This is a genomic window from Prevotella phocaeensis, assembly GCF_900065875.1.
Taxonomy (GTDB): Bacteria; Bacteroidota; Bacteroidia; order Bacteroidales; family Bacteroidaceae; genus Prevotella; species Prevotella phocaeensis.
In genome coordinates, this window is sequence record NZ_LT160624.1 from 183,084 (window position 1) to 209,445 (window position 26,362).

Below are 26,362 nucleotides of genomic sequence, written 5' to 3' on the forward strand. Positions count from 1 at the left end.
TATGGGGCGCGCATGAAGTTTTTGCATGCGCAGCAACGATTTTCGAATTATTTTGCTTATTTTTGCAACATAATACTAACACGGCGCGGGCGCTACGCCCCGCAATCATTAATTAAAAACACCAACGTATGCTTAGAAAAATGCAAGTTCTGACGGCGGCGATGCTCTTGCTCGCCTCTGCCGTCATGGCGCAAGTCACAACGTCGGGCATCAGCGGAAAGATCACCTCGGCAGGCGGCGAAGTGATCGGAGCCACGGTCACGGCAAAACACGAACCCTCAGGCACTGTTTATCGCGCCATAACCAACACCGACGGGCGCTACACCATACAGGGAATGCGCGTGGGAGGGCCTTACACCGTGGAGATAACCTACGTGGGGCACCAGCCCAAGAGTTTCAACAACGTGACTTTGCTGCTCGGCGAGACGCGCAACCTGTCTTGCTCTCTCGAAGAAGACGCACACGAGCTGCAAGAGCTTGTGGTTACGGGAAAATCGGGGCTGGATGCCAGCAAGACGGGGGCGGCCATGAGCATCGATGCAACCATGATCAGCCGGATGCCGTCGGTGTCGCACAGCATCTCCGACATAGCCCGCATGAATCCGCAGCTCACTACGAACAATCAGTCGGGCGCCATGTCGTTCGCAGGAACCAACAACCGCTACAACGCTTTCCAGATAGACGGCGCCATGAACAACGACGTGTTCGGACTGACTGCCAGCGGAAGCAACGGCGGACAGGCAAACACGCAGCCCGTCTCCATGGAAACCATCGACCAGATACAGATCAACATCGCGCCGTTCGACGTGCGCCAGAGCGGTTTCACCGGCGGGGCCATCAATGCTATCACCAAGAGCGGCACCAACGATTTCCACGGCAGCGCATATGCCTATGGGAATAATGAAAACCTCGTCGGGCGCCACTATAAAAATCCCGACGGCACCTATGCCCAGCCTTACCAAGACGAGCGGGAATACCTCTTCGGCTTTACGCTCGGCGGCCCGATCGTGAAGAATAAGCTGTTCTTCTTCGCCAATTACGAGAAGTCGGACAAGCATTATCCCAACCAGTATGGCTTAGGAGCCGAAGGCTCTGACGTACCCGTAGACCGCGCCAAAGAAATTCTCGAGAATATCAAAGAAATGGCATCGGCACAGGGCTACAACTACGGGCAAGACTACGTTACGCCGTCGATCTATACCAAAAGCGAAAAAATGGGACTGAAGCTCGACTGGAATATCAACGACTTCAATAAACTTTCCGTGCGCTGGAGCTACGTGAAGGGTAACCAAACAAAGGCGAACGGAGGCCGGAAGATTCTGGTGAGCGGCGACCGCCCCTACGAGTTCGCCTCGAAAACGCATACGTTTATTGCGGAACTACAGAGCCGCTTGTCGGCAGTACTGAGCAACGAAGCCCGCGCCACTTACGTAAACGTGCGCGATGCGCGTACCTCGGGGGCGCCTTTCCCCTCGGTGACGGTTTCAAACGTTGGCACCGGAGGCGGGGCCGTATATATCGGCAACGACTATAATTCTATGGCCAACAGCCTCGACCAAGACGTGTTTACCTTGGAAGACAACCTTACGTGGTATAAGGGCAACCACACCTTTACGTTCGGAACTCACAACGAGTTCTATCAGTTTGCCAACCTATATATTCCGAATCTTTACGGCGGCTACACCTTCGACAGCTACGACGAGTTCAAAAACTATTACGATAACTGGAAAGCCGGCAATCCCGACGGAACGAGCATCAAGGACTACCGCTTTCAGCGGGCCAACGTAGACGTGACGGGCGACGCGCACTGGAAACCCGAATTCGGCGCCGGCCAACTGGGGTTCTACGTGCAGGATAAATGGGACGTAACGAACAGCTTCCAGCTCACCTACGGCCTGCGTATGGATATGCCGCTCTTCTTCGACACGCCCACCGAGAACAAGGGCCTAAACGAGTATGCTGCCGCACAGGGATGGGACTACAAGACCAACCAGCGGCTCAGCTCTACGCCGATGTGGAGTCCGCGGGCCGGTTTCCGCTGGGACATCGAGAACAACCGCAAGTTTATCCTCCGTGGAGGCGTAGGCATTTTTACCGGCCGCATCCCGTTCGTTTGGCTGAGCAACAGTTTCTCCAACACGGGCGTGCAGTTCTCTAATTACCGCACCAGCGGCACGAAAGACTTGCGCCTTATCCTCGATCCCAATAAGCAAGAAGACAACGCTGCGCTCCTGAAGGCGAGCGGAAGCCAGACGATCAATCTGTTCGACAAGAACTTCAAGTTCGCGCAGAGCCTCCGCTTCAACCTCGGCTTCGACTTCAATCTGCTGGGCATCGACTGGACGGCCGAAGCCATTTATTCGAAAACATTGAACGATGTGTACTACCAGAATATTGCATACGAGGAAACCGGAAAAACATTCAGCCAGATGCCTTACGGCTATGCGTGGGACAACCGGCCCATGTACGAGCGTAAAACCAAGGGCACGCCGTATAGCGACATCTATCTGCTGAAGAACACGAGCAAGGGATATACTTACAGTCTTTCCATAAAGGGTGAAAAGCGCTTCGACTTCGGTCTCGACCTCACGGCAAGCTATACCTTCACCAAATCGAAGAGCATCAGCAGCGTTACTTCGTCCGTAGCGGCCAGCAACTGGAACAATACGCATACGTATCGCTTCTCCAACAGCCCTGAACTGGGCAACAGCGCCTTCAATATTCCCCACATTATCAAGGCCTCTGCCTTTTATCATCTCGATTGGGGCCGAAACAAACTCCTCACGACTACTGTCGGCATCATTTACGAGGGGCGCAGCGGTTCGCCATATTCCATCTTGTATAGAAATGATATCAATGGCGATAACGGACGGGGCAACGACCTGATGTTCATACCAACCGACGAGCAGATCGATCAAATGCAGTTCGTGCCGACTAAAGACCTCACCGCCAATCAGCAGCGGGCTAACTTCAAGCAGTGGCTTGCCAATACGCCTTACCTTAGAGACCACAGGGGAGAGTATTACAAGCGCTATGCGGACAATCTGCAGTTTGAAAACCATTTCGATTTGCACGTGGCCCAGAAGGTCAATATCAGGGTTGGAAAGTACGTGCACGGCCTTGAGCTGAGCATGGATATTATGAACGTGGCCAATCTGCTCAACAAGAACTGGGGGCGCAGCTATGGTTCGGGCTATTCGAGCGAGTTCATGAGTCCGCTCACCTATAGCGGCAACGGCAAGTTCCAGTTCCTTCAGACGCCCGATTACGTGCTGAAAAACCCAGACGATTACTATTCTCGCTGGCGTGGACAGATCGGCTTGAAGTATACGTTCTGAACGCGTTGCCGTGTAAAGCTGTTCTCGTGGAATTTGCACGGCAAGCGTATTCTTGAAACACGGAACTCTTATTGCGGAGGCCGGTTCCCGAAGTGAAGCCGGCTTTCGTCATATTTCTATCGTGCGGTGCGTGTGATAGCATTGGTCGGGCGATGCCTTAGAAGCGCTTTCTTCATAAAAAATGCGACCTTAATGTGACTGCCTGTCTGTATTTTTTCTTACCTTTGCTTCACATTATTATATATTATCAATATAGAAACTTTATGGTAATCGATTTTGACGATATCGAGGAAATTGCCGTTGACGGTTTCAAAGGCGGGCGGGGCAGACTCTATTCGCGCAATTACGCTGATGAAAAGTGCAAGATTATGCTCTCTACGCTCGCACCGGGGGCATCGAGCGGTAGCCATGTGCACGAGCGGAACTGCGAAATTATTTATGTGCTCGAGGGCACGCTGACTTTTCATTACGACGGTAGAGTAGAGGAGGTGCACGCCGGAGAGGTGCATTATTGTCCGATGGGGCACAGCCATTACATGGAAAATCTGACCGGCCGCAATGTGAAATACTTCGCCGTAGTACCCGAACATCATTGAGTTTCTCATCTTCTCCGGTTCTTTCAACTGGAAAGGAACCGTGAGGGAAAAGCAAAAAGGCGATGTCCGAAAAAATGAACGGGTAAGGAGAATGCCAATTTCTGCAAGGCGCTTCGTTTTTTGGGTGGAACGAGGGGTAGAGATGGCTGTATCTGCTGTGCCTGATTGAGATTAGGACTATGCTTGACAGGGGTGCCGGTTATGGTGGATAGGAATGTTGCCCATGTTTGATATGTGTGCCGTTCATGATATTCAAAAAGTTAGCGAATATAAAATCTAAATAAGGCTGGCGTTGCAAAAGCGCCAGCCTTATTTAGATTTTAGACGGTTTTCAATCTTTTATCTTCCAAAAGATTTCAACCACTTCAGCGGTTTCTTGATCAGCTGTTTGATACGGCTTTCTTGTTTCGGAGCAGTCTTTGCCGGCTGCGCAGCAGACTTATTTCTGTTCTGTCTGTAATTTCTATTCTTGTTGGAATTAGACTTGCGTTGCTGATTTCCACGCTGCTGTTGCCGATTATCCTGCTGTCTGTTTTGCTTGCCGTTTCGTTGCTGCCGGTCTTCTGCCTGCTGCTGTTGGGGGCTTTCGGACTGCTGTTGGCGGTTGTGTCGCGGTTTAATGCTCTGTTGCTGGCAGCTCTTGTTTCTGTTGTTTCGCTCTTTATCGCCGGTCTGTCGGAACCTCTCCGTTTTTGTGTCGTTGCTGCTGCCGGGCCTGTGGGGTTGCCTGTCATCGCCGTTTACCTTGGGCTTATGGCGATGGGCATTGGTGTCGCGACTCTTTCTGCGTATGGCTTTGGCCGAACGCCCGCTGCGTTGCGGTTTTCCGTGCGACTTATATTCCGGTCCTTTGCCCAGTCCTTCGGGTAAGGCGTTTTTCTCTACCGGTTTCCCGAGAAACTTTTCAATTTGCTGGAAATAATAGATATCGTCTTCGTTGATCAAGGTAATGGCTACGCCGTCGCGGTCGGCCCGTGCTGTGCGACCGATGCGATGCACATAGTCTTCGGCATCGTGGGGCACATCGTAGTTGATAACTATGGCTATGTCATCGATGTCGATGCCTCGCGATATGATGTCGGTAGCAACAATCACGTCGAGTTGCCCGCTCTTGAACTTGAACATCATGTCGTCTCTCTGCGCTTGTTCAAGGTCGGAGTGCATTTCTCCGCAGTTTACGTTCTTCTGCTGCAGCGCTTTGGTAATTTGCTTAACTTTCTGTTTTGAGCCGGAGAAGATGATTACGCGTTTCAGATCGCCTGCATTAAAGATATTTTTGATGATATCCATCTTCTGTGTTTCGTAGCACACGTAGGCGCTCTGCCTGATCTTTTCGGCGGGCTTGCTTACGGCAAGTTTAATGGTTACCGGATTTTTGAGCAGTGTATTGGCCAGCTTTTCTATCTTATCGGGCATGGTGGCCGAAAACATGATGGTCTGACATGTAGGGGGTAATTGCTTTGCAATGGTCATAATGTCTTCCGAGAAGCCCATATCGAGCATGCGATCGGCTTCGTCGAGGATGAAGAACGACACTTTGCTCAGATCTACATTGCCCAAACTAATGTGACTAATGAACCGTCCGGGGGTGGCAATAACAACGTCTGCCCCCAATCGAAGGCTCTTCAGTTCTTGGTCGTATCGGTTACCGTCGTTGCCGCCGTACACAGCCACGCTGCTTACCCCGTTTAGATAGTAGCCGAAGCCCTGCATGGCTTGATCGATTTGCTGTGCCAACTCGCGCGTCGGGCTCATAATAATACAATTGATGGCATCTTTCGGATAGCCGCCATCATCTAGCATACTCAGTATCGGAAGCAGATATGCGGCGGTTTTTCCCGTACCTGTTTGCGCCACACCGAGCACGTCTCTCTTGTTTAATATTTCCGGAATACAGCGTTCCTGTATCGGTGTACACGTGTCGAAATGCATGTCATACAGTGCATCAAGCACGTTATTGTTTAAATTTAATTCGTCGAAATACACGATGTTATAGATGTATAATTATATGAATACTTGTTGATAATAGTGTCTGTTGCCTAATTCGGTGCTTGTCTGTAACAGAAATAGGCGACAAAGGCAAATAGAATGTTGGGTACCCAAGCAGCAAGCATCGGCGGTGCACCGGCGTTGATGGCGAATGTGGACGATACTGTTTGCAGTAAAATATAGCCGAAGCTCAGTCCCATTCCTATTCCCAAATAAAGTCCCATGCCGCCCTTACGTTTGCGGGAAGATAGAGATACTCCGATAATCGTTAGAATGAATGAGGCGAATGAGGCAGCTATTCGCTTGTGGTATTCTACCTGATACTGCACTACATTACTCGATCCGCGGTCGATTTGTTTAGATATATAGTCTTTCAACTGTGGGCTGGTGAAGGTTTCCTGCTGGCCTTTGGAGTATACAAGGTCGGTCGGTTCCATTTGGATGAGCGTATCTTTCTCGCCACCCGATGTGATATGCTCGCGCAGACCTTTCAGTTGTCTGATTTTCCAGTTACGCACAGTCCAGTGATACTTCGATTCGGAGATGGTATCGTAGCTGATTTCCGTCGCTGTCATGTGACTGATGAGCTTCTTCTCTTGAAATTTGTCGAGCGAAAATCCATAGCCTCGTTTCGATCTGTCGTCGTAATGTTGGATGTAGGCAATGATACCGGTGCCTACTTGAAGTTGTACATTGTCGGCCGAGGTCAGCTTCCTATTGTTCCTGTATAAAGACTCGAAATTCTGTCGAATAACGGTTCCGTGTGGGATAACATAGGCACTGAGGTAAAAAGACAATGCCGATATGAGGACGCAGGATATCATGTAAGGGCGCATCAGGCGACGGAAAGACACGCCGGCAGCAAGCATCGAGATGATTTCTGAGTTGCCTGCGAGTTTCGAGGTGAAGAAGATAACGGCGATAAATACAAATAACGGACTGAACAGATTGGAGTAATAAGGAATGAAATTGGCGTAATAATCGAAGATAATCGCATGGAGCGGGGCATGGTATTGCGTAAACTTCGACAGATTTTCGTTAAAATCGAATACGATGGCAATGGCAATGATCAGCAGGATGGAGAAGATATAAGTACCGATAAATTTCTTTATAATGTACCTATCCAGCCGTTTTATGTATTTATTGAGGTTGAGAGAATGCAGAAATCCCAAGTGCTTATCGAAAAAAACAGTTATTGCTTGAAGCCATGGCAGGCGTTTCTGCAATCGTTTGAATGAGAGCAAATGAAGAAAACTGTGATATTTTCGTATGTTATGAAAGCTGATCATCCGTTGTAAATAGTCGTTATTAAATCCTTTTCCCCAGCTGTTCGATAACATCGGCTTTCCATCTTACAAAATCACCTTGTTCGATATGCTGCCGTGCATCGCTAACCAATCGGAGATAGAATGCGAGGTTGTGGATACTGGCTATCTGCATCGCCAAGAGTTCCTGTGCTTTGAAAAGGTGGTGCAGATAGGCCTTGGTATAGACGCGATCTACATCGCAGCCCGTTTCATCGATGGGCGAAAAATCGTATTCCCACTTCTTGTTCTTCATGTTCATTGTGCCGTTATAGGTAAAGAGCATGGCATTGCGCCCGTTTCTGGTGGGCATAACGCAGTCGAACATATCTACGCCGCGCTCGATTGCCTCAAGTATGTTTTGTGGAGTGCCCACTCCCATCAGGTAGCGGGGCTTCTGTTTGGGCAAAATATCGTTTACAACCTCGATCATCTCATACATTACCTCTGTCGGTTCGCCTACGGCGAGCCCCCCGATGGCATTTCCATCGGCATCTTTGTCGGCTACGAACTTCGCTGCTTCGCGCCTCAAGTCCTTATAGGTGCAGCCCTGAACGATAGGGAAGAGACTTTGATTGTAGCCGTAAAGCGGTTCCGTCTCGTTGAAACGTTTGATGCAACGATCCAACCAACGTTGAGTAAGACCGAGACTTCGCTTTGCATAGGCATAATCGCTTTGACCGGGTGGGCATTCATCTAATGCCATCATGATGTCCGCCCCGATGATACGCTCGGTATCCATAACGTTTTCCGGCGTGAAAATGTGTTTTGAACCGTCTATATGCGATCGAAATTCACAACCTTCTTCACGAAGTTTCCTGATGCCTGTAAGGGAGAACACCTGAAAACCGCCGCTATCGGTAAGGATAGGGCGTTCCCAACCGTTGAAACCGTGTAGGCCCCCCGCAGCTTTCAGGATGTCCAATCCCGGGCGGAGATATAGATGATAGGTGTTGCCAAGTATGATTTGCGCTTTTACCTGTTCGCGCAATTCGCTGAAGTGAACACCTTTAACGGTACCGGCAGTACCTACCGGCATGAATATCGGTGTTTTGATCTGTCCGTGGGCTGTGGTTATAATACCGGTACGGGCATCACTTGCGCTGTCTGTATGTTGTAATTCGAATGTCATTTATAATCTTTAAGCCGATTTCTCTATCGGTTTATCGTCGGAAACCGTTAGGTCTACCGGATTCTGGACACGCTCATTGGTTAGCGCAAAATCCCATACGTCTTGCACATTTTCCACATAATGGAACGTTACACCCTTGCGGTATTTTTCCGGGATCTCCTCTATATCTTTCTTATTCTCCTTGCACATAACGATATCTGTAATGCCTGCACGCTTTGCAGCGAGTATCTTCTCTTTGATACCACCAACCGGAAGCACCTTGCCGCGAAGAGTTATCTCGCCCGTCATGGCAGTATTTTTGCGCACTTTACGTTGGGTGAGCGCCGAAGCAATGCTGGTTGCAATGGTTATACCGGCAGAGGGGCCATCTTTTGGGGTAGCTCCTTCGGGTACATGTATATGGATGTTCCACTGATCGAATATGCGGTAATCGATATGGAGTTTGTCAACATGTGCCTTCACATACTCGAGTGCAATGATTGCCGACTCTTTCATCACGTCGCCGAGATTGCCAGTAAGGGTAAGTTTCCCTGCTTTTCCCTTGCTCAGAGAGGTTTCGATGAACAGAATTTCGCCCCCCACGCTTGTCCAAGCCAGTCCGGTTACCACTCCTGCATAGTCGTTTCCCTGATAAATGTCGCGATAAAAAGGCGGCTTACCCAACAGACTTTGCAACTTGTCAGGGGTAATATTTGTGTCGGAAAGCGTACCTTCGAGTGCCTTGTTATATGCCATTTTTCGCAATGCCTTATTTATCTGTTTTTCCAACTGCCGCACACCACTTTCTCGAGTATATTGCTCTATAATCTTTTCAAGCGAAGGCTTGCTGAACTTGATTTTAGGTTCAATATTGTCGAGCCCAGCGTTTTTCAACTCTCGGGGAACAAGATGTCGCTTGGCAATCTCTATCTTTTCTTCTGTGATATATCCGCTTACCTCGATAATCTCCATTCGGTCGAGCAACGGACGAGGTATCGTATTTAAATCATTTGCCGTGGCTATGAACAGTACTTTGGAAAGATCGTAGTCTACATCGAGGTAATTGTCGTGAAAGGTATTATTTTGTTCCGGATCAAGTACTTCGAGCAATGCCGATGCAGGATCGCCATTGATGGAATTTTGTGTTACTTTGTCGATCTCGTCGAGAATGAACACCGGATTGGAAGAGCCTGCTTTCTGCAAACTTTTAATAATCCTTCCGGGCATGGCACCGACATATGTACGGCGATGACCGCGTATTTCCGACTCGTCGTGTACCCCTCCGAGCGACATTCTGACATACTTTCGCTTCATTGCTTCGGCAATGCTTTTACCTAAACTGGTCTTTCCGACGCCCGGAGGACCATAAAGACAGATGATTGGAGACTTGAGATCGCCCCGCAATTGCAATACTGCCATGTACTCAAGTATGCGCTCTTTTACCTTTTCCATGCCGTAATGATCGTGATCGAGTATGCGTTGAGCACGCTTCAAGTCCAAATTATCCTGCGTATATTCGCCCCACGGCAGGTTCACCATCGTTTGCAGATAGTTCAACTGTACGCTATATTCCGGACTTTGCGGGTTGTACATATCGAGTTTATCAAGCTCTTTATAGAACACTTTGCCCACTTCGGCAGGCCATTTTTTTATCTTTGCCTGTTCTTCGAGGTCATGATGTTCGGGCGAACCGTCACCGTTGCCCAGCTCTTCTTTAATGTTTTTGATCTGTTGTTGCAAGAAGTATTCGCGCTGCTGCTCGTCTATATCCTCGCGAGTTTTCGATCTGATGGTCTGTTTCAGGTCTTGCAATTGCAATTCCTTATGCAGACATTTTAGTGCAGTGAACACTCTGTCAGTCATAGAGCGGGCCTCGAGCATCTTTATTTTGTCTGCAATCGAGAACGGAATGTTAGTACAAATGTACCCGATGGCTACGATATCATTCTGAATATTATTTAATGCGAATTGCGAATCGTCGGGTATTTCGTCGTTCTTCTTGATATATTCTATCGTAGTTTGGCGTAAATCGTCGATTGCAGTTCTAAACTCTTTGTCCTTGACAGAAGGAATATCTTCGGGAGCCAATGATGTTTTGCCCATGAGATAGGGCTTTTTCTTGGTCAGTTCCTCAAGGCGACACCTGCCCAACCCTTGCACAATGGCTGTAAGGTTATGGCCGTGCCCCGGCATTTCGAGCACTCTTACCACCTTCCCGTAAACCCCAAACTCGTACAGATCTTTCTGCTGCGGATCGTCTACCTCAGCATTTTTCTGGCAAAACAGGGCGAATACGAAGTTCGGATCGTCTTTGGCCTTTTCAATGAGCTTCATACTTGCACTTCTGCCTATAAGGATCGGGGTAAGTACTCCCGGAAACAACACCATGTTTCTTGTAGCAAGAATAGGCGTATCGCCCTCAACAGTCACATTCAGGAGACTTGAGATGTCGCCGTCGTAATCGGCTATCATCTGGATGGATGTATTTGGTTTATCGTTCATATTTCGTTGTTGATTATGGAGTGCAAAGGTACTACTTTTAATTGAAACCCGAAAATACGGAAATGAAAATTATATATGATGTACGCGTAAAACTGTAAAATGATTAAAATAAACGGTAATATCTTTCGTTATATGCATATATCGATATGGGTAAAGATATATTTACATTCAAACAGTTTACGGTGCATCAAGACCGATGTGCCATGAAAGTGGGTACCGATGGAGTGCTTCTCGGTGCGTGGGCTGAAGGAGGAATGCGGATACTCGATGTTGGCACGGGTACCGGACTTATCGCCTTGATGATGGCTCAGCGCTTTGCAGAGAGCCGAGTTGTAGGGGTTGAAATTGATGTAGATGCTTGTTTACAGGCACAGCAGAATGTGACAGAGAGTCCGTTTGTATCTCGTGTGGAAATCATAAATGCCTGTTTACAGGATTATCTGCCCGGTATAAGGTTCGACAGTATCGTGAGTAATCCGCCTTTCTTTGTGAACAGTTTAAGAAATCCCGATAAGCAGCGCAGTGTGGCACGCCATACAAGCACGTTACCTTATGCAGATTTATTTCGTAGTGTGAAGATTTTACTTGCCGAAACCGGTGTCTTCTCTGCCATAATACCGTTTGATAACAGTGGCGAATTTATATCCGAGGGATATATTGCCGGTTTGTATCTCTATCGTAAAATTGCGGTAAAAACAGTGGCAAGTAAGCCTGTAAAACGTTTTTTACTTGCTTTCGGTAAACAACCTAAGGATATATTAGAGACGGAAAGTGTATGTCTGTATTGCAATGACGGCATGCCGTCGGAGTGGTATGGGCAGCTGACTAAGCAATTTTATTTGGACAAGTAGAATATATTTCTGATTTATGACTTGCCAGATACCGTTCTCCATAATGCAGAACGCCTCGGAATGTTATAAAAGATGATATTTTAATCGTATTTCTAAAATCTGATAATAAAGATAAAAATAGTTCTTTTGTTCTGCTAAGTACATTGTTATTTCAACAGAAGTTACTGTATTGAGGAGATAGATGGCAAAGATATCTTTGTTTTCTTATATTTTCTGCATGGGAATGTCGTGGGATAGAGCGAATATATATACCGTGTAACAAGGGTAGGATAGGGATGTATGATAATTAGATGGAGCACCTAATATTTATAAAATGGCGATTTGTAGTTTATAGAAATCTTGTTCTTTTTTAGTGGGCGAGATATAGATTGGAAATACGAGAATAATGTGATGTAGATTGTCATAAAAAATGTAAATCCTATTTTGTAGAATAAAATTGTCGGAAAATGCTGTCTGGCATTGATACGAATACACCCTATGCTAAGCAATGTAATGCATTGCTTGCTATAGTGCATACATGTTTGTCAGATATTGAGTTTACGTTGTAAGATTTTGCTGAGCGCCTGAATGTGTCGCCCTTGCTTGGTAATGTCTTCGCGTACGATGTTTATCTCGTTAAGAAGCTCAGATGCTGCGCTTTGCAAGGCGTTGGGTTTACGTAAATTCTTATTTGCATCGGGATTGACAATAATCTTTATTCCTTTTTCTTGTAATTCCACGTCAATGTCTTCACCGCTCATAACGGGATCGCCATCGTAATGTATCACGCCGGACTTACTTCTGTGAATATGAAGTTTCTTACATTTGAAAGTCTTGATTTTAGAGTTTTTGTTGAGCGTTTTATTGAACATATCGATGCTGATCTGCGGTGCGTCGAGCATATCGAACGGCTCCATGATGATAACATCCATTAGCCCGTCGCTCATGGATGCCTGTGGAGCGATGTAAGCATTATTGCCATATTGCGATGCATTGGCACACGATATAAGGAAAGCCTTATATCGCGTGGTGCCGTTCTCATCTTGTATTTCATAGGTTTCGGGCTTATATTTCAGCCCCTCGTGCAATACATTTTCCACATATGATATCGGTCCGCGCTTTCCTGATTCGGCAAACTTCATGCTAACGAACGCGTCAAAGCCCATACCACACGTGCAGAAAAATGGATAACCGTTGATGATACCGTAATCAAGATCGTGTATTTCACATTTATTGATAACTTCAATGGCCTTTCTGATATTCATTGGAAGGAGCAGGTGGCGGGCCAAACCGTTGCCGGAGCCGCAAGGTATTATACCAAGTGCTGTGTTGGAATGTACGATGGCACGCGCTACTTCATTGACGGTACCGTCTCCTCCCACCGCTACCACCACATCGACGCCCCGTTCTTTGGCTTCGGTAGCGATCTTCGACGCATGTCCTGCATATTCTGTAGGTTTTATCTCGTAATCAAATAGATCTTTGTTGATTGTTTTTTCAATCAGTTTCGGTATGCCTGCCTTACTGTTCGTACCAGATATGGGGTTTAAAATGAAGACAATTTTCCTTTTCATAATTAGCTTCTAAATCCATATATTCTTCATTTAGCAAAAGTAATTATTTTAGTTCGAATATCTATTTATAAATAAATAAAAAACACTAAAACCATGATTTCTTTATGAAAAAATGATGTATAATGTTTTTTTTTTTGTAACTTTGCGCACTAAAATAAACAAAGTGTTTTTACACCTATTAAATAAAATGGGACAATTACAAGAAAGATACAAGAATTATCGTGAGCCTCAAAAGTATATGGATGCCGGAGTATATCCCTACTTCCGTGCCATTACGAGCAAGCAAGGAACAGAAGTAGATATGGCAGGGCATAAGGTTCTGATGTTCGGTTCCAATGCTTACACCGGCTTAACCGGTGATGAACGAGTAATTAAAGCGGCTCAAGATGCGCTTGAAAAATACGGCTCGGGGTGCGCCGGAAGTCGCTTCCTCAATGGAACTTTGGATATTCATGTGCAACTGGAAAAAGAACTTGCAGAATTCGAACATAAAGATGATGCATTGTGTTTCTCTACCGGATTCTCTGTAAATCAGGGTGTGATAGCACAGGTTGTCGGAAGAAACGATTATGTGATTTGCGACGATCGCGACCATGCAAGTATCGTTGACGGGCGTCGTTTATCGTTCGCAACGCAGTTACATTACAAACATAATGATATGGAAGATTTGAAGCGTGTGCTTCAGAAACTTCCTCATGAGGCTATTAAACTCATTATTGTAGATGGTGTATTTTCCATGGAAGGCGATTTAGCCAAATTACCGGAAATGGTTGCGCTGAAACATAAGTATAACTGTTCGCTCATGGTAGACGAGGCCCATGGATTAGGTGTGTTCGGTAAAGATGGTAGAGGAGTTTGCGACCACTTTGGTGTTACGGATGATGTAGACTTAATTATGGGTACATTTTCTAAAAGTTTGGCTTCTATCGGCGGTTTCATTGCCGGCGATAAGGATACGATTAATTATCTGCGCCACACTTGTCGTACTTATATCTTCAGTGCATCTAATACCCCGGCAGCAACGGCTGCCGCTATGGAGGCTTTACATATTTTGCAACAGGAGCCGGAACGCATAGAACATCTTTGGAATGTTACAAAATATGCGTTGAAACGTTTTCGTGAAGAGGGATTCGAAATCGGTGATACCGAGAGTCCGATCATTCCTTTATATGTGCGCGATATAGATAAAACGTTTTATGTAACGAAGCTGGCTTTCGATGCGGGAGTATTCATCAATCCGGTTATACCACCTGCATGTGCTCCACAGGATACCTTAGTACGCTTTGCATTGATGGCAACTCACACGGAAGAGGAGGTAGAACGTGGTGTTCAAGCCTTGAAAAAGATCTTCGTGCAGGAAGGAATTATTAAATAAAAAGTTTCCATAGTAGTAAGTAATGAGCATGCTACAGCGGACGGATCATAAAAAAGCAAGTGCAAAATTTGCAAAGCCCAAGTAAAATCATTACCTTTGTGCTCGCAAATAGAGGAGGTATTACTTCGGAATATTTCTCATCGGGGTGTAGCGCAGCCCGGTAGCGCTCCTGGTTTGGGACCAGGCGGTCGCAGGTTCGAATCCTGTCGCCCCGACAGAGAGAAGTTATTCGTATGAATAGCTTCTCTTTTTTGTTATTTATATTTTTAGGATGTAAAGATAAATTTTTACTAAAGTTTGATATGAGATATAGGCAATATATCTATTCCTATCGATAATGTATGCTAATTTTAGACGATTATTTTTGGTGTAGAATATCTATTTCTATATCGATGCATATCATTGTTATAAAAAAGAAGAATCTTACTCAAAATAGTTCTGTATGCTGAAAACTTTTGCCATTTTCCTGTCATACTGTCATTTATAAAATAATTATATTTAGTGATAAGCAATAGGTTATGCGGGTAATAGTAGATGGTAATAAAACACATATTTTTTATCTTCTTTGTTCTTTTAGTCAAAATCAGTGTAATATTTAATTTATGAATATAAAGAATAAGTACTATTTTTACACGAGATTGACGAAATTAGTGAGGCTATTTATTTATGAGATAATATACGATGCGAGTTATGAAGAACTCAGTTAAAAGGAATTTTTAATCAATATAAATCTTTATAGAGAAAAAAGAATTGGAAATTTGTAATTCGTGTAGAGAGCGGTGCGCCCTTAGGGACTCGAACCCTAGACCCACTGATTAAGAGTCAGCTGCTCTACCAACTGAGCTAAGGGCGCTTGTTTGGCCTTTGAAAAGTGCGCCCTTAGGGACTCGAACCCTAGACCCACTGATTAAGAGTCAGTTGCTCTACCAACTGAGCTAAGGGCGCTTATTTTCAATTGCGACGGCAAAGGTACAGTGTTTTTTTCTAAGTACCAAATATTTCTTTTTGTTTTTTATGAAATAATCTTACGTTGCTAAATTGTGGGTGTACGGCTGTAAAACTGTTCATATAACCGCGCTATTTTTATGTAATCATGATGTTTTTTTACATATTCGATACTCTGTTTTCTTAATGTTGGAATAATTTCCGGATGTAGTATGAGATTTTCCAATTCATGGTACACACTATCATAGGTAGGTTGAACGTTGATGATCGGTCTTAAAATCTCTTCATGGATAATATCGTAACATTCCGGTTCGCCTCCGCCGATACAGATAATTCCTTTGCTCATCGCCAGCAAAGAATTCATAGAGGGTGTGTAGCTGTACAGTTGATCGAGAATAGCGTCCGCATCATTCATCATTTCTTGGTATTGTTCGAAAGGAACACTTTCTGCAATACGCAGTTCTATATGATGTGGGTATTTTGCTTTAATATCTTGTGCAACGGCCAACATAATATCTGTACCTTTATATTCACTGCGTGCTTTGTTGATACCGATGAAGAGTTTTAGCTTCTTATGTGCCTGCGGTATGGCGGGTAGATGCAAAGGCATCTCAATTGGGAATGGGATATATACAGCCTTATCAGGGAAATATGAATAGTAGCAAGCCCAGTATTCATAGAGTCCGGTTATAATTCCGTCACAGTCGGCGGCAATGTATTTGTTGAGTTTTTCTTTAGTTGTCCCGATCCAATCCTTGGTTTCTTTTATCGCATCATGATTGGTTCTGAGTGATTTCCCAATATTAAAATCGCTATATCTCAATGGCATTGTCGTGCGACATGTGCTTACCCAATACCAATCCATACCGAAACCACCGAGAAAAACCTTTTTGTTATGTTTCCTGAGATATTTGTAGATGGGAAAGATGCGTTCGGCTTTCAATTCAAGAAACATAGGATTAATAAGCTGTACGACATCGTATCCCCGCAGTTTAGGCAGTATACGCATCAATTTCAGCAGATAAATAAGTCCTCCGAGTTTAGTCGGAATTCTCACTAAATCGATATCCCGTTTATAATTCTTCCAGAAATCACCGTTCGAAAGTACCGTTACTTCGTGTCCTAAGTACCTTAATCCTTCGGCAAGTGTGGCGTGTACATTACTATATTCTCCTATTAGCAATATCTTCATGAGAGCCGAGGTAAAAATTTACATAAGAAGTTTCGTCCGGTTTTAGTCATGGTGAATTTTCGGAACCACGCGTATTTTGTCGTGTATTTTTTGTCGGGTAGTGGAAATAATCCTCGTTCGTAGAGTCTTCTGATGCAATTCTCAAGGTAATGACTGTTATGAGTAAGTGTTATTACGTTATAGATATAATCCATAGTGAGTTGAGCAACTCTCCTGTTCAGTGCTTCTCTTTCAAGAGGTGTCAGTGTATCTGCCAGCTGAGATAAGCGGAGGATAACGGAAACATTATCGTCTAATCGCTTGATTTTATCTTTTGGGGAAGTTTTGTGGAGTACGGAAGCAGCGTGCTTTCTGTAATAGTATGCTTGCGAATTAGTGTAGAAAAGTCGTTCCGAACGTAGTATCAAACGAGGAATAAACTCTTCGTCTTCTCCGTATTTTCTGCCTTCTGTAAATTGAAGGTCTATCAACATATCCCTTTTAAAAATACAACAGCATGCACTTCCATGGATATTGTTATGCAACATGTATTCACTTCCGTCTACAGGACCTGTAAAATCATATTGCGGTTCGGTGTGCTTCTTATTCGTCATATCGAAAAGAACGATATCGGGATTGTAATATCTTACAATATCGATGCAGTGCTCATAGGGTGCTTGCAAGATGTAATCGTCACCGTCTACAAACTGTATGAATTTGCCTGTTGCCAATCTCAAGCCTGCATTCCTTGCAGCACTGACACCCCTATTCGGTTGTCTTAGGTAGACGAAATCGTCCCTATAATCTATCAGATCGTTTATTACAGAAAGATCGGAACCATCGTCTACGATAATGATTTCTCTATCTTTGCGGTTCAAAGACAATACTAAAATGCTTTTTAGGCACTCTTTGATCATGTGCAAAGGGAGGTTATAAGCTGTAATGATAAAGCTTATCTTCTCCGTTTTATTATTCGGTGTAGTAATTTGTTGAGTCGGCATATCTTTTTCAGTCCAATAAAATGTAAGAGTCTTAATTTATAGTTACCTGTGTAATCTGCTTGGGGAAGTATCGGTTCATTACCGGTAAGTTCATATACATCCAACTGTATATTCAGCAAACGGGCATAATAATCGCGCATCAAACGGGAGTCTAACCGTCCTTTCTGTTTGCATAATCCGTTCCAAATATTTACATGTGCCAGCAATAGATATTGCAGTTGTTTGCCATCGGCTTGTGCCGTAATGCCGTTTGAATTCCAACAATAGTAATACATTCCTTGGTTTGTAGTTGCCACGATATGGCATTTTGAAAGAATTTTCGGTAGTGTATATACGTCTTCAAAGACGTGTTGTTCGGGATAGCGTACATTGTTGAATAAAGTTTTCTTATATATTTTGTTCCATGCATAGGCATGGTCGTAGGCACGGCATGCCAGCCAATATGTGTTCATATCGTGGTATGTTCGTGTCGGAAAGGTAAGCAAGTGCTGTCGGTTACGATTTCCGTATCGCTCGGTTACGGGATATTCCAACAGATCATATTCGGGATGAGCAAGCAATATGTCCATCAGCCGTTCATAGGTGTCACGGCTGATCTTGTCGTCGCTATCTACAAATGTAATATAGTGGCCATTAGCATGTTCTATCCCATTGTTTCTTGCATTGCTTAAACCACCGTTCGGTTGGTGAATAACGATAATCCGCGTATCTTTATCTGCCCATCTGTCGCAGATAGAAGGAGAATTATCTGTAGAACCATCGTCGACCAATATCACTTCAATATCATGAAATGATTGCTGAAGAATACTTTCTATACATTCATCAAGAGAGTTTTCCACATTAAAAACCGGAACAACAATGCTCAATTTCATACCTACAAAGATAATAAAAAGTTTTTATTCGCGTTAAGAAAGCAATGGAAAATAAGGAAAAAGACAACAACTATTCCCACATACTTAAATATATGGGTATCTTCGGCGGCGTGCAAGGGTTGAGCATATTTATCGGGATCATACGCAATAAGGTTGTGGCAATGCTCTTAGGGCCGGATGGTATGGGGCTTATTTCTCTGTTTAATTCCACTATAAGGCTATTTTCCGACGGTACAGGGTTGGGTATTCCGATCAGTGCGGTAAGGGAAATAGCGGAAGATTATAAAAGTAATGACGATAGGCGTTTGGTCTATTCCATTCAGACGGTACGTTTATGGACGATATTTACGGCATTTATCGGAACTATTGCGTGCGTGGCATTGAGCCCGTTGCTCAATGCGTGGACTTTTGAGTGGGGAGATCATACGCTTCATTTTATATTATTATCTCCGGTGATAGGCTTTACAGCAGTTACAGGAGGCGAACTTGCCATACTGAAAGGTACCCGAAAGCTCATGAACCTTGCCAGCATATCACTGTATGGTGTGATAGCCGCATTGATTATATCGGTGCCTCTCTACGTCGTTTGGCGCGAGGCAGCGATCGTACCGTCGCTTGTTATTGCAGCTTTTGTGCAGATGTTGCTGACCGTTATGTACTCCTACCGGAATTATCCCTTACACCTGTCTTTCAATGGTGTACTCATACGTAAGGGTTTCGGTATGGTGAAATTGGGATTGGCATTTGTTGTGGCCGGTATAATGGGGAGTGGAGCCGAGTTTCTGATACGCTCTTACCTTAATAACCATGGTTCATTGGAGGCTTTGGGGTTATATAATGCGGGGTTCATGATAACGATAACTTATGCTGGCATGATATTCTCGGCCATGGAAACAGACTTTTATCCGCGCTTGTCTGCCGTGAGAAATACGGGTATAGAGCTGAACCGTACGGTGAACGAGCAGATAGAAGTGTCGATACTGCTGATTTCACCGTTGCTTATAGCATTGATGATCGTATTGCCTATACTACTGCCATTGCTGTATAGCAGTGAGTTTATGGCTATTCTTGGTATGACTCAGGCAGCCGTACTGGCCATGTTTTTGCGGGCGGTTTACCTTCCTATGGAATATATAGCACTTTCTCGCGGCAATTCGTTGATATATTTTTTTCAGGAAGCTTTCAGTGCAGTCTTGCTTGTTGTATTCGTTGTTTGGGGATACAACAGTTACGGACTAAAAGGAATTGGTATTTTTATGGCGTTGGCAGCGGTGGTGGAAACGTTATTTGTCGTAGTTTATACCCATTTGATATATTCGTATCGCATGTCTGTTCCGGTAATGAAATATTTTTCTTTCCAATTCCTTTTAGGATTATTTGCCTATGCTTCGACACATATAGTATCCGATGTTCTTTATTGGAGTGTGGGAATTTTATGGATAGGCGTAAGTTCCTGTTTCTCTTTGAGAATTATGCGTGATAAAACAAAGTTATGGGAAAGTCTGAAAAATAAGGTGAGTAGGAAGTTCAGCAGTCGTAATCGCGACTGATTTATTATGAATTATATCCGATTTGTAATTAATTGTAGTCTTTTTGTTTGTTTCAATTGTTTTCAGTGTTAAATCGATATAAAACCTAAAGATTACATATTGAATTATAAAGAATATTTGTTACTTTTGCCATGAAGATAGAATGATGGCTCCCATTATAGTAACGATATTGTTTCTTTGCTATATTCTCTTGGCAACAGAGCGTATGACAAATATAAACAAAGCTGCCGTAACAATATTCGCAGGTACGGTTGGTTGGGTTTTATATATATGCTATGGTGCCGACTTTGTTATGGGATTACACAGCTCGGAATATCATAATTTCTTGCAAAACGGACTGTCTACGAGCTATACCGTAAAACAATTTATTGCCCAAAATATTTTTCTGAAATATGTAGGAAAAGCATCAGAGGTTGTTTTATTTTTATTGGCAACGATGTCTATTGTAGAGATTTTGAATATCAATGGGTGTTTCGATTTCATTCCTCAATTGCTGCGTACACGCAAAAGCAAGGCGATGTTATGGATATTGGCAAGTGTTACATTTATTATATCTGCAAATTTGGATAACCTTACGACCACGGTAATGATGCTTGCCATTATTCATAAAATTATCCCTAATCGGCGCTATCGTATGGTATACGGCGCAGTAGTGTTGATATCGGCCAACTGCGGAGGTGTTTTAACGGTAATCGGAGAGCCAATGGGGTTGGTTTTGTGGAATAATGGTTGTGTAACTCCTACCGATTATTCTATGACCTTGTTGCTGCCGTGCTTGGTTGCATGGGCCATACCTACATGGTGGATAAGCGCCAGACTGCCTGAACGTATTGAGACAGAGTGGGTAACGATGCCTTATCGTGGCGATGATACACGATTAAATACATGGCAACGTGCCTTGATGTTGTTCGTTGGAATAGGAGGTCTTTGGTTTATTCCCACCTTTCATAATATCACTCAACTGAGTCCTTTCCTCGGTGCTTTGTGCGTATTGTCAGTGTTGTGGATCGTTAATGAGATATTCAATAGGAAGTTGATGAATGCGGATGTGCTGGTACAACGCCGAATACCGCGGATATTCCAATATGGTGTCATACAAATGATGCTGTTTGTAATGGGATTTATGCTTGCGATAGGTGTCGTACAAGAGACCGGTGCTGTGCAATGGTTTGTGTCTCATTTCCTGAAATATATAGACAACGACTGGTTGATGGGCATATTTGCAGGTTTGGCAAGTACTATTCTCGACAACTTTGTTACGGCAATCAGTTTCTTTGCATTAAAGACAAATCCGGTTCTCAATGACGAATATTGGAAAATTATAGCCTATGCCATTGCAGTAGGAGGAAATCTATTTGGGATAGGTTCGATGAGTGGGCTGATTTTAATGAAGACCGAACGCATGCGTATGGGATGGTATCTGAAAACAATAGGCGGAAAGACTTTGGTCGGCGGCATATTCGGTTTTGCAGTGTTGTATATTATAATTAATCTATAAAGTTAAAATGGCACAGATAAAAACAATAGGAATTCTTACTTCCGGCGGCGATGCTCCGGGCATGAATGCCGCAATAAGAGCTGTTACTCGTGCGGGGATATGCAATGGATTTAAAATAAAAGGAATTTACAGGGGTTATGATGGATTGATAAACAATGAAGTGACCGATTTTACAACGGAAAATGTCAGCGGCATTATTATGTCCGGAGGGACAATACTTAAGACTGCTCGTTCTATGGAGTTTATGACCGACGAAGGTAAACGTAATGCCTACGATACTCTTGTAAAACATCAAATAGACGCTTTGGTGGTGATTGGCGGTAACGGTTCGCTCACCGGAGCGATGGAGTTTGCCAAAGATTATGACGTATGTTGTATAGGACTCCCGGGAACAATTGACAATGACCTCTATGGAACAGATTCTACGATAGGCTATGATACGACATTAAATACGATTGTGGAATGTGTAGACCGCATAAGAGACACGGCTCAAAGCCACGAACGCATATTCTTTGTAGAAGTTATGGGTAGGGATGCCGGTTTCTTGGCGCAAAATAGTGCGATCGCATCTGGTGCAGAAGCTGCCATTATACCTGAAGACCGTACAGATGTAGACCAATTGGCACAGTTCATGGAACGTGGTATAAGAAAGTCTAAACGTTCGTGTATTGTTATAGTAAGCGAAAGTCCTAAGTGTGGTGCATTGTATTATGCAGACCGTGTACGTAATGAATTTCCCCAATATGATGTCCGGGTATCTATCTTAGGACATCTGCAGCGTGGTGGAAGGCCGACAGCTCATGACCGTATACTTGCATCACGTACCGGTGTCGGTTCTATAGAAGCAATCATGCAAGGACAGCGGAATGTCATGGTCGGAGTGCGCAATAACGAAGTAGTATACGTACCTTTATCCGAGGCAATAAGATCTGATAAGCCGTTCGATAGAAAACTGATAAAAGTATTAGATGAATTGAGTATTTAAATTAGGTCTGCATTGTAAGAATTATACAGCATAAATTTGTTTGTGCTGAATTTTATTTTTATCTTTGCGACAATATTGCAGAAGTAAAACTATATAATATAATAATTATGTCACAAATTAGCGGACGAATATCTCAGATTATCGGACCTGTTATTGATGTCTATTTTGATACAAAAGGAGAAGAGCCCGAAAAGGTGCTTCCGAGAATCTATGATGCGCTGAAAGTGAAGCGTCCTGACGGAAGTGATCTTGTCATAGAAGTTCAGCAACATATTGGCGAAGATACCGTGCGTTGCGTAGCTATGGATAATACCGACGGTCTGCAACGTAATTTGGAAGTTATTCCTACGGGTAGTCCTATTACAATGCCTTCAGGTGATCAGATAAAAGGACGAATGATGAATGTTATCGGAAAGCCGATAGACGGTATGAGTGCATTGAATATGGAAGGCTCATATCCGATACACCGTGCAGCTCCTAAGTTCGACGAATTATCTACTCATAAAGAAATGTTGGCAACAGGTATCAAAGTTATTGACCTGTTGGAACCATATATGAAAGGTGGTAAAATCGGATTATTTGGTGGCGCGGGAGTTGGTAAGACCGTACTTATTATGGAACTTATCAATAATATAGCTAAAGGACACAATGGGTACTCTGTGTTCGCTGGAGTCGGAGAGAGAACCCGTGAAGGTAACGATTTGCTTCGAGATATGCTTGAATCGGGAGTTATCCGTTATGGAGATAAGTTCCGTAAGGCTATGGAAGAAGGCAAATGGGATTTAAGTCTCGTTGATCCGGAAGAAGTGCAAAAGTCTCAGGCGACTCTTGTCTATGGACAGATGAACGAACCACCGGGCGCACGTGCCTCTGTTGCGTTGTCTGGTTTGACCGTTGCCGAGGGCTTCCGTGACCATGGAGGTCAGAATGGTGAACCGGCTGATATTATGTTTTTTATCGATAATATTTTCCGTTTTACACAAGCAGGTTCGGAAGTATCTGCATTATTAGGGCGTATGCCTTCTGCTGTTGGCTATCAACCTACGCTGGCATCTGAAATGGGAGCTATGCAGGAACGCATCACTTCTACCAAGAAAGGTTCTATTACATCTGTGCAAGCTGTATATGTACCGGCAGACGACTTGACTGATCCGGCGCCAGCTACGACGTTTACGCATTTGGATGCAACAACAGAACTTTCACGTAAAATAGCTGAGCTCGGAATTTATCCGGCGGTGGATCCGCTGGGAAGTACATCGCGTATTCTTGATCCGTTGATAGTAGGGAAGGCGCATTATGATTGTGCTCAACGTGTTAAACAATTGCTTCAGCGTTATAACGAGTTGCAAGATATTATCGCTATCCTTGGCATGGATGAATTGTCAGACGAAGATAAATTAACTGTGAACCGTGCGCGTCGTGTACAAAGATTTTTATCTCAACCGTTTGCTGTTGCAGAACAGTTTACAGGGTTACCCGGTGTGATGGTTCCGATTGAAGAAACCATAAAAGGCTTTAATGCTATTCTTGATGGAGAGGTTGACGATTTGCCGGAACAAGCGTTTCTTAATGTGGGTACGATTGAAGATGCCAAGGAGAAAGCAAAAAAACTTCTTGCCGCAGCAAATGTGTAAGGTGGTAAATGTTAGCAATTATAAGTTTATATGCTGAAACTTAAAATTATATCTCCCGAAAGAATTATTTTCACTGGAGAAGTAGACAGCGTAGTTGTTCAGGGAACTCTCGGAGAATTTGAGATTTTATCTAATCATGCTCCGATCATATCTTCTCTTGAAAAAGGAACGATCCGGTTTATTATGCCTAAAGGTGAAAAGACGGCAATAGACATCTTGGGGGGATTTGTAGAAGTTCAGAAAAATGAAGTGAGTATGTGCGTTGAAATCTAATTTTTCGTACGAAAGAATATGGACGAAAAGATGACAGATATAAACAAATTGTGCAAATTGTATATCAAGCAGGGCCTTTGGGCAATTATTGCTTTGAGCTTTCTTATACTGTCTATAATGTGGATCGGAGCAATAAAAGGGATGCTTGTTCCCTTAACTGTAGCTGTTGTCTTTTCTCTTATGTCTGAAATAACAGAAGCTAAGGTCTGGTGTCGTGTTGCTCAAAGGGCGGTTGACAGCCTACCTACATTTTTTATGGCTGTGTCTGGTTTTAGAATGCTTTTGGCTTTGATAGTATTCTTTGTCTATTATCTTATTGCAGGGCGTAGTGAAATATCAGTTTTCTTTTTGATATTTCTTGTATTCTACCTTATGTTGATAATACATCACACACTGTTTTTTGCGAAAATGCAGAAATCATGAGGATGAATATAACATGTATGAAATGAATATAGATATTAAAATAATGAAAAAGATAAAAGCAATACTTTTTCTAATGATGGTGATGCTTGTCCCGATGCAGAGCCAAGCCAACGAGGGCAATAATAGCAAGTTGGATATATCGGAGATTGTACTTGAGCATTTATCAGACTCTTATGAATGGCATATAACGACTTATAATGGAAAATATTTAAGTATCCCGCTACCTATTATTATAAGGAGTGAATCTACAGGTGAGTGGCATTTTTGTACTGTTCATAGTTTGCCTAAAGGTTTCTTTTTCGATAAAAATCATCATGGTAAAATATATGAACGTTTGAAAGATGGCAGTAGTGTACATCCTATTGATTTAAGTATCACGAAAGCTGTTTTGCAAATATGGATAGTGGTGATAATACTTATTATCGTTTTTCTTTCATGTGCGCGGTGGTATACCCAAAGGAATGAAAAGAGCGATGCCCCGAAAGGTTTTGTTGGAGCAATGGAAATGCTGGTGATGACCATTCATGATGAAGTGATAAGGCCATCGGTGGGTGAGAAGCATTATAAACAATATGCTCCTTATTTGCTTACTGTATTTTTCTTCATACTTGCATGTAATTTGGTAGGACTAATTCCTATCTTTCCCGGAGGTGCAAATGTTACGGGAAATATTAATATTACAATGTTTCTTGCAGTGTGTACTATGCTTGCAATTAATCTATTTGGCAACAAAGAGTATTGGAAAGAAATCTTTTGGCCGGAGGTTCCGATTTTTTTAAAAGTTATACCTCTGATGCCCGTAATAGAATTATTCGGAATATTTACAAAACCTTTTGCCTTGATGATCCGTCTTTTTGCTAATATGATGGCTGGCCATGCAGTAATATTGAGTTTCACATGTGTGATTTTCCTTGGTTGGTCTATGGGAGTTGGTTATGGTATAGGTTTAAATCTTTTTAGTGTAATTATGCTCCTCTTTATGAATTGTCTTGAGCTATTGGTGGCATTTGTTCAAGCCTATGTGTTTACATTATTGAGCGCAGTGTTTATCGGTATGGCTCATAAAGAGCATGAAGTTGAGTAACACAAACAGAATAAAAAGAATAATAACAAATAATTAATAAATAAAAAAGAATTATGATGATTTCAACATTATTGGCTGCTGAAGGTCTGGCACAGCTGGGCTGCGGTCTCGGTGCAGGTATTGCAACAATTGGTGCAGGTTTGGGTATTGGTAAAATCGGTGGTAACGCAATGGATGCTATTGCACGTCAACCCGAAGCTTCTGGTAAGATTATGACAAATATGATATTGACATCGGCTTTCGTAGAGGGATGTGCTCTTTTTGCTATTGCAGCCTGTGCATTCGTTATCAAGTAATAAAAATATAG

20 protein-coding genes and 3 tRNA genes are annotated in these 26,362 nt (G+C 43.5%); 13 read left to right on the top strand and 10 right to left on the bottom strand.

Going from position 1 to position 26,362, the window contains the following annotated elements:
- Nucleotides 1–128: 128 nt before the first annotated feature.
- Nucleotides 129–3,338 carry a TonB-dependent receptor gene (locus BN3912_RS06195; protein ID WP_064972274.1) on the top strand — a complete coding sequence of 1,070 codons (3,210 nt, stop codon included), beginning with the start codon at nt 129–131 and terminating at the stop codon, nt 3,336–3,338.
- Nucleotides 3,339–3,601: 263 nt separating this feature from the next.
- Entirely contained in the window at nt 3,602–3,934 is a 333-nt protein-coding gene (locus tag BN3912_RS06200; RefSeq protein ID WP_023983176.1) for a cupin domain-containing protein, read from the top strand.
- A 339-nt stretch (nt 3,935–4,273) separates the two neighbouring features.
- Here BN3912_RS06200 and BN3912_RS06205 read toward each other — a convergent pair whose 3' ends face one another.
- The 4 genes from BN3912_RS06205 to lon are packed head-to-tail and all read right to left on the bottom strand — an operon-like array spanning nt 4,274 to nt 10,840.
- Complete coding sequence (locus BN3912_RS06205; RefSeq protein ID WP_023983175.1) at nt 4,274–5,920, bottom strand: DEAD/DEAH box helicase; 1,647 nt, start codon at nt 5,918–5,920, stop codon at nt 4,274–4,276.
- A 53-nt stretch (nt 5,921–5,973) separates the two neighbouring features.
- The gene (locus tag BN3912_RS06210; RefSeq protein WP_036859124.1) at nt 5,974–7,212 is read right to left on the bottom strand and encodes an LptF/LptG family permease; all 1,239 of its coding nucleotides are present in this window, start codon (nt 7,210–7,212) and stop codon (nt 5,974–5,976) included.
- A gap of 19 nt (nt 7,213–7,231) precedes the next feature.
- Nucleotides 7,232–8,359 (bottom strand): tRNA guanosine(34) transglycosylase Tgt, encoded by a 1,128-nt coding sequence (tgt, locus tag BN3912_RS06215; RefSeq protein WP_023983173.1) that lies wholly within the window; start codon nt 8,357–8,359, stop codon nt 7,232–7,234.
- A 9-nt stretch (nt 8,360–8,368) separates the two neighbouring features.
- Nucleotides 8,369–10,840, bottom strand: a complete 2,472-nt coding sequence (gene lon, locus BN3912_RS06220) for an endopeptidase La (protein WP_023983172.1) — start codon at nt 10,838–10,840, stop codon at nt 8,369–8,371.
- 146 nt (nt 10,841–10,986) lie between these two features.
- On the opposite strand from lon, the gene BN3912_RS06225 reads away from it, so the two are divergent.
- Nucleotides 10,987–11,691 (top strand): tRNA1(Val) (adenine(37)-N6)-methyltransferase, encoded by a 705-nt coding sequence (locus BN3912_RS06225; RefSeq protein ID WP_023983171.1) that lies wholly within the window; start codon nt 10,987–10,989, stop codon nt 11,689–11,691.
- 524 nt (nt 11,692–12,215) lie between these two features.
- Here BN3912_RS06225 and BN3912_RS06230 read toward each other — a convergent pair.
- Nucleotides 12,216–13,244: a diacylglycerol/lipid kinase family protein gene (locus BN3912_RS06230; RefSeq protein ID WP_023983169.1), complete on the bottom strand. Its 1,029-nt coding sequence runs from the start codon at nt 13,242–13,244 to the stop codon at nt 12,216–12,218.
- A 187-nt stretch (nt 13,245–13,431) separates the two neighbouring features.
- Between BN3912_RS06230 and spt the strand changes: the two genes are divergently transcribed.
- Nucleotides 13,432–14,619: a serine palmitoyltransferase gene (spt, locus tag BN3912_RS06235; RefSeq protein ID WP_023983168.1), complete on the top strand. Its 1,188-nt coding sequence runs from the start codon at nt 13,432–13,434 to the stop codon at nt 14,617–14,619.
- A gap of 141 nt (nt 14,620–14,760) precedes the next feature.
- Nucleotides 14,761–14,834: transfer RNA gene (locus BN3912_RS06240), tRNA-Pro, on the top strand.
- A gap of 565 nt (nt 14,835–15,399) precedes the next feature.
- Here the strand turns inward: BN3912_RS06240 and BN3912_RS06245 are convergent.
- The 5 genes from BN3912_RS06245 to BN3912_RS06265 form a co-directional block, all read right to left on the bottom strand.
- A tRNA-Lys gene (locus BN3912_RS06245) sits at nt 15,400–15,472 on the bottom strand.
- Between the two features lie 19 nt (nt 15,473–15,491).
- Nucleotides 15,492–15,564 (bottom strand) — tRNA-Lys (locus tag BN3912_RS06250).
- A gap of 88 nt (nt 15,565–15,652) precedes the next feature.
- Nucleotides 15,653–16,756, bottom strand: a complete 1,104-nt coding sequence (locus BN3912_RS06255; RefSeq protein WP_023983166.1) for a glycosyltransferase family protein — start codon at nt 16,754–16,756, stop codon at nt 15,653–15,655.
- On the bottom strand, nt 16,753–17,736 hold the full coding sequence (locus tag BN3912_RS06260; RefSeq protein ID WP_023983165.1) for a glycosyltransferase family 2 protein: 984 nt from the start codon (nt 17,734–17,736) through the stop codon (nt 16,753–16,755). The genes BN3912_RS06255 and BN3912_RS06260 overlap by 4 nt, the downstream gene beginning before the upstream one ends.
- Complete coding sequence (locus tag BN3912_RS06265) at nt 17,688–18,608, bottom strand: glycosyltransferase family 2 protein (RefSeq protein WP_023983164.1); 921 nt, start codon at nt 18,606–18,608, stop codon at nt 17,688–17,690. The genes BN3912_RS06260 and BN3912_RS06265 overlap by 49 nt, the downstream gene beginning before the upstream one ends.
- A 44-nt stretch (nt 18,609–18,652) precedes the next feature.
- Here BN3912_RS06265 and BN3912_RS06270 point away from each other — a divergent pair, with 44 nt between their 5' ends.
- The 8 genes from BN3912_RS06270 to atpE all read left to right on the top strand — a co-directional run bounded on the left by BN3912_RS06270 (nt 18,653) and on the right by atpE (nt 26,351).
- Nucleotides 18,653–20,158, top strand: a complete 1,506-nt coding sequence (locus BN3912_RS06270) for an oligosaccharide flippase family protein (protein WP_023983163.1) — start codon at nt 18,653–18,655, stop codon at nt 20,156–20,158.
- 145 nt (nt 20,159–20,303) lie between these two features.
- A complete protein-coding gene (locus tag BN3912_RS06275) occupies nt 20,304–21,656 on the top strand; it encodes an SLC13 family permease (protein ID WP_036859117.1) in 1,353 nt (450 codons plus the stop codon).
- Nucleotides 21,657–21,663: 7 nt separating this feature from the next.
- Nucleotides 21,664–22,641: a 6-phosphofructokinase gene (pfkA, locus tag BN3912_RS06280; RefSeq protein WP_023983161.1), complete on the top strand. Its 978-nt coding sequence runs from the start codon at nt 21,664–21,666 to the stop codon at nt 22,639–22,641.
- Between the two features lie 107 nt (nt 22,642–22,748).
- On the top strand, nt 22,749–24,275 hold the full coding sequence (gene atpD, locus BN3912_RS06285) for a F0F1 ATP synthase subunit beta (RefSeq protein ID WP_004370606.1): 1,527 nt from the start codon (nt 22,749–22,751) through the stop codon (nt 24,273–24,275).
- 30 nt (nt 24,276–24,305) lie between these two features.
- Nucleotides 24,306–24,548, top strand: a complete 243-nt coding sequence (gene atpC, locus BN3912_RS06290; RefSeq protein ID WP_023983160.1) for an ATP synthase F1 subunit epsilon — start codon at nt 24,306–24,308, stop codon at nt 24,546–24,548.
- Nucleotides 24,549–24,566: 18 nt separating this feature from the next.
- On the top strand, nt 24,567–24,971 hold the full coding sequence (locus BN3912_RS06295) for a hypothetical protein (protein ID WP_023983159.1): 405 nt from the start codon (nt 24,567–24,569) through the stop codon (nt 24,969–24,971).
- A gap of 43 nt (nt 24,972–25,014) precedes the next feature.
- Nucleotides 25,015–26,055, top strand: coding sequence for a F0F1 ATP synthase subunit A (atpB, locus tag BN3912_RS06300; protein WP_036859115.1), 1,041 nt, complete (start codon nt 25,015–25,017; stop codon nt 26,053–26,055).
- Between the two features lie 53 nt (nt 26,056–26,108).
- Nucleotides 26,109–26,351: an ATP synthase F0 subunit C gene (gene atpE, locus BN3912_RS06305; RefSeq protein ID WP_023983157.1), complete on the top strand. Its 243-nt coding sequence runs from the start codon at nt 26,109–26,111 to the stop codon at nt 26,349–26,351.
- The last annotated feature ends 11 nt before the right edge of the window (nt 26,352–26,362 follow it).